Origin of the sequence: Ferrimonas marina (genome assembly GCF_900129905.1) — a bacterium.
GTDB classification, from domain to species: domain Bacteria; phylum Pseudomonadota; class Gammaproteobacteria; order Enterobacterales; family Shewanellaceae; genus Ferrimonas; species Ferrimonas marina.
In genome coordinates this window covers 331,205-344,766 of the sequence record NZ_FQXG01000003.1, presented here as the reverse complement: position 1 = coordinate 344,766, position 13,562 = coordinate 331,205, and the positions used below count along the sequence as shown (strand labels likewise).

Annotated in this window: 15 protein-coding genes and 1 pseudogene; 7 read left to right on the top strand and 9 right to left on the bottom strand. The window is 57.7% G+C overall.

The window, feature by feature from the left end:
- Positions 1 to 87: 87 nt before the first annotated feature.
- Positions 88 to 1,230, bottom strand: coding sequence for a hypothetical protein (locus BUC04_RS08820; protein ID WP_067655666.1), 1,143 nt, complete (start codon positions 1,228 to 1,230; stop codon positions 88 to 90).
- A 262-nt stretch (positions 1,231 to 1,492) separates the two neighbouring features.
- Between BUC04_RS08820 and BUC04_RS08815 the strand changes: the two genes are divergently transcribed.
- The 4 genes and pseudogenes from BUC04_RS08815 (at position 1,493) to BUC04_RS08795 (ending at position 3,645) form a co-directional block, all read left to right on the top strand.
- Complete coding sequence (locus BUC04_RS08815) at positions 1,493 to 1,900, top strand: hypothetical protein (protein ID WP_067655668.1); 408 nt, start codon at positions 1,493 to 1,495, stop codon at positions 1,898 to 1,900.
- A gap of 69 nt (positions 1,901 to 1,969) precedes the next feature.
- Positions 1,970 to 2,475 (top strand): annotated as a pseudogene (locus tag BUC04_RS08810) (YgjV family protein).
- Between the two features lie 61 nt (positions 2,476 to 2,536).
- Positions 2,537 to 2,800, top strand: a complete 264-nt coding sequence (locus tag BUC04_RS08800) for a VOC family protein (protein ID WP_067655673.1) — start codon at positions 2,537 to 2,539, stop codon at positions 2,798 to 2,800.
- The gene (locus BUC04_RS08795; protein ID WP_067655675.1) at positions 2,800 to 3,645 is read left to right on the top strand and encodes a hypothetical protein; all 846 of its coding nucleotides are present in this window, start codon (positions 2,800 to 2,802) and stop codon (positions 3,643 to 3,645) included. Before BUC04_RS08800 ends, BUC04_RS08795 begins: the two co-directional genes overlap by 1 nt.
- 168 nt (positions 3,646 to 3,813) lie before the next feature.
- Here BUC04_RS08795 and BUC04_RS08790 read toward each other — a convergent pair whose 3' ends face one another.
- The 4 genes from BUC04_RS08790 to BUC04_RS08775 all read right to left on the bottom strand — a co-directional run bounded on the left by BUC04_RS08790 (position 3,814) and on the right by BUC04_RS08775 (position 7,300).
- The gene (locus tag BUC04_RS08790) at positions 3,814 to 4,704 is read right to left on the bottom strand and encodes a hypothetical protein (RefSeq protein WP_067655678.1); all 891 of its coding nucleotides are present in this window, start codon (positions 4,702 to 4,704) and stop codon (positions 3,814 to 3,816) included.
- A 125-nt stretch (positions 4,705 to 4,829) separates the two neighbouring features.
- Positions 4,830 to 5,753, bottom strand: a complete 924-nt coding sequence (locus tag BUC04_RS08785) for a hypothetical protein (protein WP_067655681.1) — start codon at positions 5,751 to 5,753, stop codon at positions 4,830 to 4,832.
- Between the two features lie 12 nt (positions 5,754 to 5,765).
- Entirely contained in the window at positions 5,766 to 6,050 is a 285-nt protein-coding gene (locus BUC04_RS24080) for a hypothetical protein (protein ID WP_169799575.1), read from the bottom strand.
- Between the two features lie 383 nt (positions 6,051 to 6,433).
- The gene (locus BUC04_RS08775; RefSeq protein ID WP_143165620.1) at positions 6,434 to 7,300 is read right to left on the bottom strand and encodes a hypothetical protein; all 867 of its coding nucleotides are present in this window, start codon (positions 7,298 to 7,300) and stop codon (positions 6,434 to 6,436) included.
- A 365-nt stretch (positions 7,301 to 7,665) separates the two neighbouring features.
- On the opposite strand from BUC04_RS08775, the gene BUC04_RS08770 reads away from it, so the two are divergent.
- The 3 genes from BUC04_RS08770 to BUC04_RS08760 all read left to right on the top strand — a co-directional run bounded on the left by BUC04_RS08770 (position 7,666) and on the right by BUC04_RS08760 (position 9,192).
- A complete protein-coding gene (locus tag BUC04_RS08770; protein ID WP_067655690.1) occupies positions 7,666 to 8,187 on the top strand; it encodes a hypothetical protein in 522 nt (173 codons plus the stop codon).
- Positions 8,188 to 8,370: 183 nt separating this feature from the next.
- Positions 8,371 to 8,799 carry a hypothetical protein gene (locus BUC04_RS08765; protein WP_067655693.1) on the top strand — a complete coding sequence of 143 codons (429 nt, stop codon included), beginning with the start codon at positions 8,371 to 8,373 and terminating at the stop codon, positions 8,797 to 8,799.
- A 36-nt stretch (positions 8,800 to 8,835) separates the two neighbouring features.
- A complete protein-coding gene (locus BUC04_RS08760) occupies positions 8,836 to 9,192 on the top strand; it encodes a hypothetical protein (RefSeq protein ID WP_067655696.1) in 357 nt (118 codons plus the stop codon).
- A 95-nt stretch (positions 9,193 to 9,287) separates the two neighbouring features.
- On the opposite strand, the gene BUC04_RS08755 is transcribed toward BUC04_RS08760, so the two are convergent.
- The 4 genes from BUC04_RS08755 to BUC04_RS08735 form a co-directional block, all read right to left on the bottom strand.
- The gene (locus BUC04_RS08755) at positions 9,288 to 10,892 is read right to left on the bottom strand and encodes a class I SAM-dependent methyltransferase (protein WP_067655699.1); all 1,605 of its coding nucleotides are present in this window, start codon (positions 10,890 to 10,892) and stop codon (positions 9,288 to 9,290) included.
- A 173-nt stretch (positions 10,893 to 11,065) separates the two neighbouring features.
- Positions 11,066 to 12,004 (bottom strand): M48 family metallopeptidase, encoded by a 939-nt coding sequence (locus BUC04_RS08750; protein ID WP_067655702.1) that lies wholly within the window; start codon positions 12,002 to 12,004, stop codon positions 11,066 to 11,068.
- Positions 12,004 to 12,591 carry a LemA family protein gene (locus BUC04_RS08745; RefSeq protein WP_073325823.1) on the bottom strand — a complete coding sequence of 196 codons (588 nt, stop codon included), beginning with the start codon at positions 12,589 to 12,591 and terminating at the stop codon, positions 12,004 to 12,006. Before BUC04_RS08745 ends, BUC04_RS08750 begins: the two co-directional genes overlap by 1 nt.
- Positions 12,592 to 13,279: 688 nt before the next feature.
- The gene (locus BUC04_RS08735) at positions 13,280 to 13,555 is read right to left on the bottom strand and encodes a hypothetical protein (RefSeq protein WP_067655709.1); all 276 of its coding nucleotides are present in this window, start codon (positions 13,553 to 13,555) and stop codon (positions 13,280 to 13,282) included.
- Positions 13,556 to 13,562 lie beyond the last annotated feature (7 nt).

Genomic DNA, 13,562 nt, shown 5'->3' with positions numbered 1-13,562 from the left:
CCGCACCCTAGCGAAGCCCCAACTGCAATAAAGCCCCGCCAGACTCGATGTCCTGACGGGGCTTTGCCGTTTCGCCGATTGCCGCAATTACCAGTCCCGGTTCAGAGCCCGGAGCAGATCCACACTGAAGTTAAACTTGGGCGGGATGCAGTATGGGTCGGCCAGATCCAGGAAAGCTCGACCTAGATTGGTTTCAAGCACATCGGTTGCGACGTACAGGTCAAAATCCTCATCAGACGGCCGACCCATGTCGTCGATGTCGATTCCCAACGCCTCTTCCACGCAGATCCCGTTAAGCTCCGACCCCTTGTTTGACCCCCGGGCACTGCCGGTGGCGTGGCAATCTTCCCACTCAAACTCCGCAAGTTCGTAACTCCCAGCCGGCCCCTCAAGCCGAATGGTCACTGCCCGCAACTCCTTTGCAAACGAAGTGTCAGCACGGACTGAATCACCCCGCTTCGCTTCGAGACGCCGGCCCGGGGTGATGGCGATGGTCGATTCAGGGTCCGCGAGGATCTCTCTCAGATGCTTCGTCAGCGGATGACCCTGGTGATCCACCTCAAACTCACGCAAACAGCGCATCAGCGTATACAGCGCCACATCGGTTCGCCCTTCGTACTCCACGGCATTGAGCAGGTCCTTTTCAATCGCCAGGCACGCCAGCAGCAGGACCTCCCGCTCAGCGTAACCATCACCGCGCAGGAACCTCAACCAATCCAGTGCCGGCTCGAAGCTCAGTAGCCCTCCCAAGGCATGCACACTCATATCGGGACAATGTGGCTGGAGACCGGCGGCCAGTTTGGCCAACTGCCCAGCATCCAACTCTAACCCCAGGACCGGCAACAGGTTGCCACCGCCATACTCCGCCCACAGCAACGCATGGGTGCGCTGACTGTCGACATCGTCCCAGCCATTGTGCTCATCCAAAACCCACGGACGGGGATCTTCGAGGTTGTGACGCACCACAGTCAGGCTCTCGCACACCTCGGCCATAAAGGCCCGGTAGAGCATCCGCCCGTCTTCTGGACGCTCAAGGGCTGCGAAGTATTGCGCAGGTGTCTGGTCGCACTTCTTACAATGCACGATGGCCACTGCGTGCTCCACCGCGAACATTGCCCTGGATAAGGCCTGCTCAACAGTGCGTCGACATAAAGAGGGGGACTGAGGCTTAAGTGCGCTGAATAACGCCTTAACGTAGCCGTTGAAACGGGTTCTGGAGGTTGCGATCATCGTCTTATCCATTACCAGGCTTTCGGGCTGCTGTCCTTGCCACAAGCCTGTTGGAATAGGTCTTGTCGCGAATAGTAATTAAGCTGCGTCATTTGTCCGTACCCCTTGGTGGGCGACAGCGGAAGCGGTAGACTGGGACCGCAATGCACTTTGGTGCAATCCCTGCTGTTTGTCCAGCGCTGTCAAACCACTGCGCCAAGTTGGCGCAAGAATTCGTGGCGGTTATCACAGTACCCACCAACCGGAGACACCCAGCCTCATCATGACCGAGCCAACGGAACACACACCGCTCACTATTGCTCATGCCAAAGCCCTGATCACCCGCAAGGTCGACAGCTTCTGGCGTAACCGGATGCCCACCCAACTGACCTACACGCCGGATTTCGAGATGTACCTACGTAAGCTCGACATGACCTCGGCGGTTACCATCGCCCGGGTAGAGATGGCGCAACACCTCCAGCAGCACGGCCTGTTTCACCACTTGGTGGCCACACTGGCGCATACGGCGCCTGAGCGCTACAACAGCCTCCGGCTTGAACTGATCCACAACGAGAACCTCGCCAAAAGCCTCTTAGCCAAGCCTGAGATCTGGCACTCCTACCGTGACGACCTGGCGCCCTGTCTCAGTGCAGACCTTGCCAAACTTCGCGCTGTCTACCCAACACCCTAATCACAAACCCCTTCAGGATCCCGGGGGCAGGCCTTACCCTGTCAGCATCAGCCCTTCATTTGACCACTAATGACCACACTGACAACGGAAGTGCTGGGCTGGCTTTGCGCCCTTACCGCGGTCATTGCACCCTGGATCAGACACGAGCCGACCATGCGCGCCCTGTTCTCGCTTAGCAGGGTGTTTGCCATCGGCCACTACCTGGGCCTGGGCTCTGCGCAGATCGCCAGCCTCAAAGCCCTAAGCGCTGCCCGGGACCTGGGCTCCATCTGGCTCCGAGGCCTACTCGCCGGGGTCGTTGTCATCGCCGCTTACTGGCTGGCAGCCGCCATCACCGCAACCCAGCTAACGGACCTTATTCCCTTCTTGGCCGCTACCTGCACCAGCCTTGCCGTGATGCTGTTCACCGGCTTAAACTCCGACTCATGCTTCTGCTTGCCTGCCTTGCTTGGTTGTTTGCCAACCTGGCGGTGGGCTCTATGAGTGGGGTTATCCTGCAACTCTATTTTCTGACTGCGCATGGGCTTCATGCAGTGCGTTTGGGCTCTCCTAAAACCCAAGGCGCAACCAACTAAGCCGGTTGCATTTAGCGCTGCACCTTGATATATTTTCGTATATTGAAGAAGGGATTCAAAGATGAAGAAACTAGCACCCTATGTCTCCGTTAACGTGCGTCGTCCGGAGCAGACCCACAACCATCGCAACCTGGATGCGGCCTTGAAAAAAGCCCACGATTTTGGCCTGGTGCTGGTGGTCGAAACCGGCCAGATCCTGCAGTCATTTGAGATGTCCAACAACACCCGCAAAGGCATCCCCCTCGATGACCCCAGAGCGGAACCTTCTGGCGGCAACATCGACATCGCCAAAGCCACCCTGGAAGCGCTGAAGGCCACGGCATAATGAACGATACCCGTTCGATTCAAGCCATTGGCCGTGACTGCGGCCTGTCGGTGTTTGAAACCCCACTGGCGCGGTGGCGTACCGACGCAATGCGTCACCTGGTTGAGGATCACTACCCCTGGCAAACCACTGCCAACGAACACCCCATCTCTGATGACGAGATCCGTTCGGCATTGGCTCTGCCAACCGATCAACTGATCCCACCGGGCCATTACGACGACAACCCGACAAACCCCTACGTCTCATGCAATCACGGCTGCAGCCGTGATCAGCACATCCGCCGCATTGCCTGGTTTGCAATAAACTACAAAGACAGCCCCGAGCACGCGCTCATTCTGTCCAACATCACCGATTTGGACGGGCATCCGGACGGCAACGACCTGTTGAACGGCCACCACCGGCTCATTGCCGCGCTGTATCGGGGTGACAAGTCCATTTATGCCCGGTTCATCGATGGCTGCGCCAGCCTGCAGAACCTGCCAGGGTATAGCGAATGGACCGAGCAACCCGCCGTTAACGGCCTGTTTGGCACCAACACCATCAGTGACGGTGAAGCTTCATTGGAATGGCTGGAACAGGGCCCTGACCGACTGGTAGTAAACGATGGCCAGACCGGTGGATGCGTGCTCAACCTCAGAACAAACCACTTACTGCAGATCATCGATCCCTACGGTCAACCGTTGCACTCAGAGTTGGGCGAGAAAGCCCAGCTATGCAGGGCAGTCCAGTTGCTGGCGGAGCGCTACCCCACACTGCTACCGGCCCCGATCGCCCATGCTCTTGCAGAGGACAGCCGAACATATCGACCCTGCGGGATAGCACCACTCGCTGGCGGCAATGCCTAGGTCACGCACTCAGCTCTAGCACAAGGCCCGACGAAACCAGCCCCAGGCAAAACAATGGCTCGCAAAAGCGAGCCATTCTCTATCCACTCACCCAGATCCACCGGGTAGGCCTATCCCTGTTAACACAGCCTGCACCGCAGGACCGCAAGCACATAGGTGCAAGAAGCGTTAACCGCCTCTTCGCTCTTGCTTGATCCAAGGGTAGCGCGGCGTGATTTGCAGGTTTTCGTTTGGCACGGCCTGCTCTGAGACACTGGCCGGCCCAAACGCGGCTGGTGCTTGATCAACAAACTGGATATCCGTGACAACAAAGTCATAGAAGTCCCCTTCGAAGCCATCAACCCAGCCAACTCCCTCACACCACACCTCGTAACGGGCATAGGTCCGACTGTCCACGCCGGTGGAGTCGAATCGCATCAAAAAGCATCGATCAAAGGTGTGATCACCCACCTGGTAGCTCTGGCCGTGTTTTGCCAACACGGTTTCGGTCTTCACGCTATGCACCGGATCCGGGTCTTCAAAATTACATGGACCCTGTTCTGCGTACTTACCCCAGCACTGATACTGGCTTGAGTGCGTTCTGACGTGGTAGCTCACGGATTCACCAACGGCCAGCACACCATCACCTATCTCACTCAGGATCTCTTCGCTGCGGACCATGCTGTACCCGCCGGTGACACCTGCCGAGTCGCTGTACTCAATTCGGAAAGTGGCTACGCCATTACCCTGAGCTACCACGGTGTGCACCTGCTCTACTACCAGGCCACTGTCCAAAGTGTCTACCGCGGTCATCACTCGGGTGCCCGGTACCGAACAATCCTCGACATACAGCACAGTCGCCCCAGGGTAATTAAACTGAGTGGTTATGATCTTGCCGTCGCAGGCAAACAGGTTTGTGTTCGCCTCCACTACCGGCAGCGCCTTAGGGATAGCAACAAACTCGCCCTTGTCGTTGATCACGGTCTGACCCTGCACCTTGATGTCACCGTGGACATCCACAGAGCCTGCAACTGCACTGCCAGACAACAACGCCATGGCCACGATACTCAGTTTCTTCATGATTCCTTCCATACTTCTTCTGCTCCAATCCCTGCCCTGGACGCCTGACACGCAGTTCGATTCGCATTTTGGGGCACCAGAGACAACAAAGCCCGCTGCAAAGCGGGCTTTCTAACGTTACGGCCTTAGCCGCCGAGGTCGTGCTTGATCCAGGGGTAGTTCAGGATCCAGGGGTAACGCGGCTCGGCGTCTGCCTGCTCCTTGCGATCACCATCGGCGATCATCCGGTTCAGCTGATTGTTGCTGCTGCTTGCGGACATCAAAGCGGGAGTCGGCGCCCCAGTTTGAATGTCTACAATGGTGCCCATGCCGGTCTCAAACGCATCAACCACGCCCACGCCTTCACACTGAACGGACATGCCGGAGCTTGGCATATCTTCGCTGACGTTCATGCTCTCAAAGCGGGTCAGGTAGCACTTATCGAAGGTCTGGCCGGCAATTTCGAAGCTGCCGTTGTGCTTGGCCAGCAGGGTGTCGATGTTGATGTAGTGCACGACGGTCGGACGATTTTCACAGTAACCCCAATCGGCGTAATTGCCAGTGCACTGGAAGTTACTGCGCTCGACCTTGTAGTGGTAGCTGGACGGTACGCCCTGGGTCAGCAGGCCATCGCCACGATCACTGAAGCCGATGTGCTTCGAGGTGTAGGAGTACATACCGGCGCCACCGTCTGAGTCGGTGTAGCTGTTGGTCACCTGGCTAATACCGCCGTCCTCTTCGATGATTTCGAAGATGCTGGTAATCACATAGCCAGATTGCTGGGTATCGGTAACTGTGCGCTTGTAGGTACCGGCCACAGAACAATCTTCCACCTCATGAACAGTGGTGCTGCCACTGAGGTACTCACGGGTGATCACCTTGCCGTCGCAATCAAAGGCGCTAGGGTCAACCTGCAGGCCGGGCTCTACCGGGGTGTAACCCACCAGGCTGCCGTCGGCGTTGATGACGGTCTGGCCGTTGACACGGATTTCACCGTGTACATCCAGAGATGCGGCGGCGGCACCACTGCTCAGCAGCGCCATTGCAATGAAGGTACAGCTCTTTTTCATTGGATCCTTCCTTTACTTGATAATCAACTCGCCCTGAACGGTCAGGGTGTGTCCTTCGATATCCAAAACGAGATCTTCGGTGACGATCACCTTGGTCCCCTCAACGATGGTGTCGATGGCTTTCACCACCTCTGCCGGCAATTCCTGCTCCGGCTTGCTCGGATCGTATCCCGGCACTTCTGGCACTTCCGGCACCTCGGGTACCTCCGGCACCTCCGGATCATCAGAAGAACCACCACAAGCACTGAGCGCCGCGCCGAGCAACAGGACCAACGCGGGTCTTGTCCATTGTTTCATTCCAACTCCTTACATCCTTGGCTGAGCTTCTGTGCACACGCTAGAGATCCCCTCCCTAGCGGTCAATAGAGCACATTAACAACAGTGGCTTTCTCCACTGTTCACGCCCGAGCAAAGATAAACAACGCTCGGGAGGTTAAGAACTGGGTTTCTGGTTGTAACAAATTACCCAAAAACCCCTGTAGTTTTTCAGCATTACCCAGCAAGGTCAACACTAAACCTGCCAAGTTTTATCATTCAGTTACAACAGCTTACATTTGGTGTGGGCGATCTCTGCATCCATACGCCAGCGCCTTTAATTACACAGGTTAAGCCGACGACTTATTGAGAGATCACCCACGGTTCGCACCGTCAACCCGGCGCTAAAACATGGCGGCTAAGCCCTATCTGATCCAGGGGTAGTGCTCCGGGGCCGGGACTTCACCGAGCTCTATCATGTCCGCATCTGACAACGTGCCCGGCTGGTGGTCATCCAAATCCTCAACAAACTCGATACTGACGATCTCATCGACGCTGCGGTTGTTGTCTGCCAACACGCCGATACGAGGGCACATGGTGCTGTAGTAGGTCCAGTCCGAACCGGAGTACACCAGCCCACGGCTGGCTTCGCGCACCTGGTAACAGCCCTCGATATGCTGGCCGCCCACCTCATACACCCGGGTGTCCTCGGACAGAAGAGTAAGGATGCTGGCATTGGGGTTCACAAAGGACTCGGTCGATTCATCACAATACCCACGGTCTTGATAGTAACCAGAGCATTGCTTGTCACTGGCGATGGCAACCCGGTGGTAGGTGCTTTCCACGCCCTGCACCAGCTGGGAATGAGGCTCGCTGTATCTAACCCACTCAACCTGGCGACTGTAGCTGCCCTCTACCCCATCGCTGTCCGAGCGAAAGGTCTCTGAAAAAGTACGCTCATCATCAATGACTGTGGTGCGGTAGGTGTTCTCGACCACACGACCGTCGTTATAAACAGTCCTGTTCTGAATGAGACTGATGTCAGGATTTGTACAATCCTCCACCACGGTAAATACACCGTAATCCCGCTGCATTTCCCGGGTCACAATGACGCCCCGACAACGCAGATCACTGTGATTGACCACCAGGGGCTGGTCCAGCGTCACCAATGAGCCCTCAGCGTCGATCACGGTTTTGCCATGGATCCGAATTTCACCGTGCACATCGATAGAGGAGGCAGCGGAACTGGCACTGAACAGCACCGCCAGTGTCAAAGAGATTGGTTTTAACATAGTCATCTTCCATAACGCAGGCAGAGCAGCCTGCAAAGTTCCCTCGCCGCCCGGTCGGCGACGTGACAAGACATCAACACCGGCACCATAGGCATCACCCTCAACCAGGTCAACGCTTTTCAGGGTGGTTTAGCGGGTTTCTCTGATCAATGTTCGCCGGCCAGTGACCCGCACTGCCAAGCAGTACCGAACCCGATTACCGACACCAACACACTCACCTGCGCTCACGTTACCAACAGGCAACAAACACCGACAAACGCAGCCACACCGAGGCACAAACATACTAAAAATTTTCCCCTATGCAACAGGCGGATTCGTCGATATGATGAAGCCGTTACGGAAGACTGATGTAGGAACAAAAGGCCATGGATCACCTCGATTCACGGGCACAGCAGGTCTATCAGCGATTCGACCAAATCCAATGCCTGGACGCACTGGAGGTCGCAGCTGAAACGGAAGAAGCCGCCGCCGATCTGATGCCCACACTGGAAGCGATACGTCACCGCCAGGCTGTCGCCGATGCCTGGTACTGCCGGGAACAGCTGATCAAGGGATCAGCGACCTCGCACGCCGGGCCAAGCCCCAGCACTCGGCGCGCCACACTGGATTACACCACTACCCCCGTTCGCAACACCCGCCCCTCAACCGTCCCGAAAGATAAGGTCGTGCGCACCGTCAAAGGCCCCTTCAATGCCTTCCGGATGTACCATGCTTGCAAGGGTGGGCACTATGCCATCCGCTACGGGATACAGGGCGGACGCATGGCACGGGCGGAAACCATCCCCCTGCCCCATTGCCGCATTCAGGCATCAAAGCAGTTCGTGACCCTGCTGCAGGAAGCAGAGCGCCGTGGCGCCACCTTCCGCCAGGACAGCTGGCCCAGATAAAACACCAGCACAGCGAAAGTAAACCAAGAGGGTGGCGGCGCCTCCACCGCCCCCCTCCTAGTAATGGGTTCCGCGCGATCTCACTGGTTAATAGGCAATTTTATTGACCGAGACCAATGCGCAAGTGGCTGCAACCTCTTACACTGGTAACCATCAACCAGTGCTGCGTCATTAGGAGGCTTCATGCGTATCCCAGTTACCGCTCTTGTTCTGCTCGCTTGTTTTCAGGCCGAGGCACGCTGGCCGGCCCTGCCCCTTGGCGCAACCCCAGAACGGCTGATCACCTCTATCGGGGTCGTGCACACCCATTGTGTGGGCCGCCTTCTCCCGGCGCCGTTCGGTGAAGGCGCGGACGTCGTCTTTTTGCAAGACACCGATAAAGCCCAGTGCATGACCGGTGGCCAGCCAGAACAGCTGGCGCAGCACCAGTTTGATTACTCCGTGCTGTCGGTGATCAGCGCCGACCAATACCGTATCCGCGCCTGTGCCATCACCCCGGACGACAAACAGCGCTGTGACAGCTTCCTGATTACCCTGTCACAGCACGCCTACCCCTCCCCGTCTGGCTCCAAATCCGCCCTGGCACTCGCCAAGGTGTCTTCCCAGCTGTAACCTGAAAAGACCACCCACACCGTGACCGGAGCCCCAATGGCCCTGCACTCATACCTGGATGACTGGGCTCTGGTCCAACTACCCAATCAACAAGGCTATCTTGCGGTGGGGCGGATCCATGCTGACTGCCAGGAACGCTTTGCCGATGGCACGCTGATCCATACCTCTCCCTTGGTACGTTGGGACAAACCCAGCCAGGTGCTGGCCACGGGAAACTCGGTCTATCACCTGCGGGGTGCCGGCCGCCTGGTCAAACTGGACGACGCCCCGCTCATACTCCTAAACCTGATCCCCGCCGATCACTACCTGCCGCTGCCTGCAAGCTTCGATCACAGCGCCCGGGACGCGCAGCAGCTGGCACTTGGATGCAGTATCAGCGCGCCCGTGCACTAACCATGTCCACCCCCCTATCACAACCAAGCCCCAGGCTTTCGCCTAGGGCTTGGTGAGAGGCCGGCATTGTTCGGCAGCCAACGACCGCAGCTCCGTTATTGCTCCCGGGTGATATGGGCTACAACCACTGACGCCATGGTGTCTTCAAACGCGCCTTTGATGACCTCGCTCCAACGGGTCTTACATCCAGAGAAGTGGAGTTTCTCGCGACGTGAGGAGGGAAGGATGACGACCATGCTTCCACCCACCTTGAGCAAGCTCACGGCTAGCTCGGTATGGTGGCGGTCCTGGCCTCCGGTGAACGGCGGGTTGCTCAAAATCTTGTCAAAGCGCTGGGAAGTACGACGGCCCCACTCCAGGAAATCGGCACACACCACTTGGCCAAAGCCCTTCTGCTTGAGCACGGTACAACGCAGATCACTGAGCTCCACACAGGTGGTCGACTCATCGGGCAGGAAACGGGCCAGATCACCCCGCCCTGCTTGCGGCTCCAGGCACCCATCCCCCGGCTTGGCATTGAGCCACTCCGCCGCCATCTTGCCCAGCTCATCCCCTGTGGGGTAGAACTGGTAAGACTGCTGCTCCGGCACACAACGCTGCAACAACACCTGGCGGATCACCGGCCGGGCATCGTACTCAAACCGGTACAGGCTCGGCCCAATCAGCTCAGCACCCAAACTACCGAGGATGTTGGCGATCCACTTACCAACGAAGCGATCACTGTTGTGCGGCCAACCAATACGCAACTCAGTTCCTTCAGCCTTCCACTCCGCCTCTTTGAGGGCAGACAACACCGCGGCCGGCAGCCAGTCTTTTACCATGGTCTTGGTCTTAAAGCTGCGCAGTGCCAGGGCGTTCTTATACGGCTGGCGGATTTTGTTAGGGATAGCTTCAGGGTTCTTCAGGTTCAGCAACTCATTGAGCTTCCAAGCCATCTCCGGATGCACCTCGACGTGCATGGTCCCCTTCTTGTACATGGTGATCACCAGGCTGCCACCATCAATCTCCACCTTCTTACCGGAGTTGGCCTTGGCATCGCGCAGGATCTGGTTGCTCTCCAGATCCTTGCCGCACTCCTGACCCAGCATAGTGGCAATGACGTAGCGCAGCTCCTGGATGCAGTTTTGCTGTACAGAGGACGCATCCGATTTGCCACTGCGGTCATAGCTGGTGCCGAAGATCAGCTTTTTCGAGAATCCTTGGGGCAGGTTGGTCTTGTGTTCACCAGAGAGCTTGCGGAACACCCAGTCGACCCGCTCGGCAAACAGGGTACCGCGTGACAGTAGCAACTCCTTTAGTGTCGTGATCACTGCCTCCGGTTCAAAGGGCGGGCATTCCTTAAGGTAAATTGCATTACTCCACTTTTCGCGCCTCTCCGCGGTCATGAAATCGTACAAGCCGGTGGCGTTCATCGCCTTAGACCAGTAGTCTGCATCGAGGGCACTAATGCTGGCCGCCCGATCCATGTCGGAAGGGTCCATAGTGATACCGATATTTTGGTTGCCGCTGAGGATCATCTGCAGTGAGTAAGCAAAATCAGCGTCTTCAAACTGGTCATGGAAGGCCATGATTTTCGCCTTGTGCACCTGGTACTGGCGCAGCATCAGGTCGATGCGAGGAGCCTCTTCGAACTCAAAATGACCTTTTGGAAACAACTTGTGGCATTCAGGTACAACGGCAAGAGCAGTGGCAGTGTTCATGGGGATCCCTCTACTGTTGGCGCCGATGCGCCATCCATTCAACCCTTTTAGAATACCCCCACCCGGCCCCTCTGTAAATATATTTTTGTATACCGCAGAAATTCGCCTCTGCCCTACGACAGAGACAACAAAGCCCCGCCGGCACATTGCACCGGCGGGGCCTGTAAGCCGCTCTAATCGCCCCGGATCCGCTCGATTCGCGCCTGCAAAGGTGGATGGGTGCTGAACCAACCCTCGATGCCCTTTAGCACACCTGGCAAACTCACCGCGCTACTGAAAAACAGGTGTGAGGCCGCTACGGCTTTTCGGGACTCAATGGCCGAGCCGTGCTGCTGGATCAGCTCCAGCGCCCCAGCCATGCCATCGGGATTTCGGGTGAACTGCACCGCGGTGGCATCCGCCAGATACTCACGCTGGCGGCTGATGGAGCGCTGCAGCAAGGTGGCAAAGAACACACCGACCGCCCCGATCACCACCAGCGCGATGCCAAACCTGGCACTGTTTCGGCTTGACGAGCCCCCGAGCAGGTACAAGCCGGCAGTGGCCACGAAGGACAGGCCCGCCACCAGCGCCAGCAGGCGCACGCCCAGGCGCGCATCGCCATTGACCACGTGCCCGTATTCGTGGGCGATCACCGCCTGGAGCTGGTCACGACTGAAATGCTCCAGCGCCCCCCGGGTTATACCTATCACCGCATCCTCAGGCTGATAGCCGGCGGCAAAGGCATTCACCGTCTCAGACTCAATCAGATACGCTGGCGGCACCGGGGTACCGGCGGCCAGGGCGATCTCCTCCAGCACATTGCGCAGCTGCTGGACCTTGGGATCATCGCTGCTAGCCGGCAGCAGCTTAGCCCCAAGGGACTCCGCTACGCTGGCACCCCCCTTGCGCATGGCAAACACGTTTTTCAGCGTAGCAATGCCGATAGCCAGGGTGACAATGCCGGCAATCACCAACAGGTGTGGTCCCACTACCGGTACCTCTGGCCCCAGGAAGATGAGATACACCGCCAGATACACCGCCGCCACCACCCCCATCACCGCCAGGGTAAACAGCAGCAAAAGCTGCTTGGATTGGCGCCGGGCCAGATCCTGGTTGGCAAAGAAGTTCATCAGAACTGCACCTTGGGCGCCGCCTGGATCTGGGCGCTGTCCTCAAACTCCAGCATCGCCTTCTCCTGGAAGCCGAACATGCCGGCCATCAGGTTGGCCGGAAAGCTCTGAATGGCGGTGTTGTACGTCATCACCGCATCATTGAAGCCCTGGCGACTGAACGCCACCTTGTTCTCGGTGCTGGTCATTTCCTCATTCAGCTGGGTCATGGTGGTGTTGGCCTTCAGATCGGGGTACGCCTCGACAGCAACCCGCATCCCGGCCAGGGCACCCGCCAATTGTTGCTCGGCACCGGCCAGGGCCACCACTCCTTTCGCATCACCGCCAGATGCACTCTCCAGGCACTTAGCGGCCTCATTGCGGGCATTCACCACCGCCTCAAAGGTCTCCCGCTCATGCTTCATCATGCCTTTACAGGTTTCCACAAGGTTCGGGATCAAGTCGTAACGGCGCTTCAACTGCACCTCAATCTGGGCAAAGCCATTCCCCACGCGGTTACGAAGGGCCACCAGCCGGTTGTAGGTTGAAATCACAAACATCACCACAACGGCGGCTACAATCGCCACGATCACCAAAGTACTGTCCACGGTATCCTTCTCCTCACGACAGGCCAACCACCACCGGGCGGCAGGCAATAACCAACACAGCGCCAGAACCGCTCTAGCGCTGTTATTAATTATCTCACCTTGAACCCAAACACACGATACCTCCGCTAGAGTTACCTTCCACCGCTCTGAGGCCGCAAACAGAACGGGGCCGCCGGCTACTGCCTGACGACCCCGTATTATCATCCTTGCCCCAGGTCAGTACCCGACCTACCCGCAGATGAGCCGATCGCTAGCGAGCGCCCTCACTTAAGCCCGGGTCTTGCTTCTCATGCCATGGGCCATGAAGGGGCTGAAGCTCGGGCTCCCGCTCCCGCAATCTCCAGGCGAGATAGACACAAAGGAGCATCATCAAGTTAGCCGCTAGACACACCAGTGAGGCTACCGCAGGCAACAGATGGAGTTCCATGGTGAAATAGATAACCGACCCCAGGCATACCATGGCCCCCAACGTCAGCAACACCCCGCATCCGTACACCAAAAAACGCATGTCCCTACCCCACCGTGCTAATCCGTTCACAACGGCGCCATCATACGAACCCAACGGAGCATTCACAACCCACCAACATGAACAACTGTCGAGTGAGTACACCCCCAGCCACTGCACCGCTCCGTCACTCCACAACAGACGTAAAAAAGCCCCAGGATTGCTCCCGGGGCCTGTTACTCATCACAACTCGCTCAGCTGCTCTCGGTAGCTACGGTCGGCACGACGTTCCGAGGGCTTAGCATCCCAGCCAAAGCGGCGGGGGTTGCCGCACATCCAGCAGCTGCAGTCCTTGGCGGTAGTGGCGCGCCTTGCAGCGGCTTGGGTTACGCAGGCTGCTCGGGCCCCTTCGGGCTCTTTCTCTCGCCACCAGGACAATACCAGGCTGTGCTTGGCAAAAAAGGCTTTACGACGTTGATAGTGGTGGCGCCGCAGCGCCCGTTTGCTGTTTCGATACATGGGTTGA

What these genes read in the sequence shown, in the direction of transcription:
- BUC04_RS08820 (WP_067655666.1), bottom strand. Translation starts at nt 1,230, where the DNA reads ATGATCGCAACCTCCAGAACCCGTTTCAACGGCTACGTTAAGGCGTTA.
- BUC04_RS08815 (WP_067655668.1), top strand. Translation starts at nt 1,493, where the DNA reads ATGACCGAGCCAACGGAACACACACCGCTCACTATTGCTCATGCCAAA.
- BUC04_RS08800 (WP_067655673.1), top strand. Translation starts at nt 2,537, where the DNA reads ATGAAGAAACTAGCACCCTATGTCTCCGTTAACGTGCGTCGTCCGGAG.
- BUC04_RS08795 (WP_067655675.1), top strand. Translation starts at nt 2,800, where the DNA reads ATGAACGATACCCGTTCGATTCAAGCCATTGGCCGTGACTGCGGCCTG.
- BUC04_RS08790 (WP_067655678.1), bottom strand. Translation starts at nt 4,704, where the DNA reads ATGAAGAAACTGAGTATCGTGGCCATGGCGTTGTTGTCTGGCAGTGCA.
- BUC04_RS08785 (WP_067655681.1), bottom strand. Translation starts at nt 5,753, where the DNA reads ATGAAAAAGAGCTGTACCTTCATTGCAATGGCGCTGCTGAGCAGTGGT.
- BUC04_RS24080 (WP_169799575.1), bottom strand. Translation starts at nt 6,050, where the DNA reads ATGAAACAATGGACAAGACCCGCGTTGGTCCTGTTGCTCGGCGCGGCG.
- BUC04_RS08775 (WP_143165620.1), bottom strand. Translation starts at nt 7,300, where the DNA reads ATGTTAAAACCAATCTCTTTGACACTGGCGGTGCTGTTCAGTGCCAGT.
- BUC04_RS08770 (WP_067655690.1), top strand. Translation starts at nt 7,666, where the DNA reads ATGGATCACCTCGATTCACGGGCACAGCAGGTCTATCAGCGATTCGAC.
- BUC04_RS08765 (WP_067655693.1), top strand. Translation starts at nt 8,371, where the DNA reads ATGCGTATCCCAGTTACCGCTCTTGTTCTGCTCGCTTGTTTTCAGGCC.
- BUC04_RS08760 (WP_067655696.1), top strand. Translation starts at nt 8,836, where the DNA reads ATGGCCCTGCACTCATACCTGGATGACTGGGCTCTGGTCCAACTACCC.
- BUC04_RS08755 (WP_067655699.1), bottom strand. Translation starts at nt 10,892, where the DNA reads ATGAACACTGCCACTGCTCTTGCCGTTGTACCTGAATGCCACAAGTTG.
- BUC04_RS08750 (WP_067655702.1), bottom strand. Translation starts at nt 12,004, where the DNA reads ATGAACTTCTTTGCCAACCAGGATCTGGCCCGGCGCCAATCCAAGCAG.
- BUC04_RS08735 (WP_067655709.1), bottom strand. Translation starts at nt 13,555, where the DNA reads ATGTATCGAAACAGCAAACGGGCGCTGCGGCGCCACCACTATCAACGT.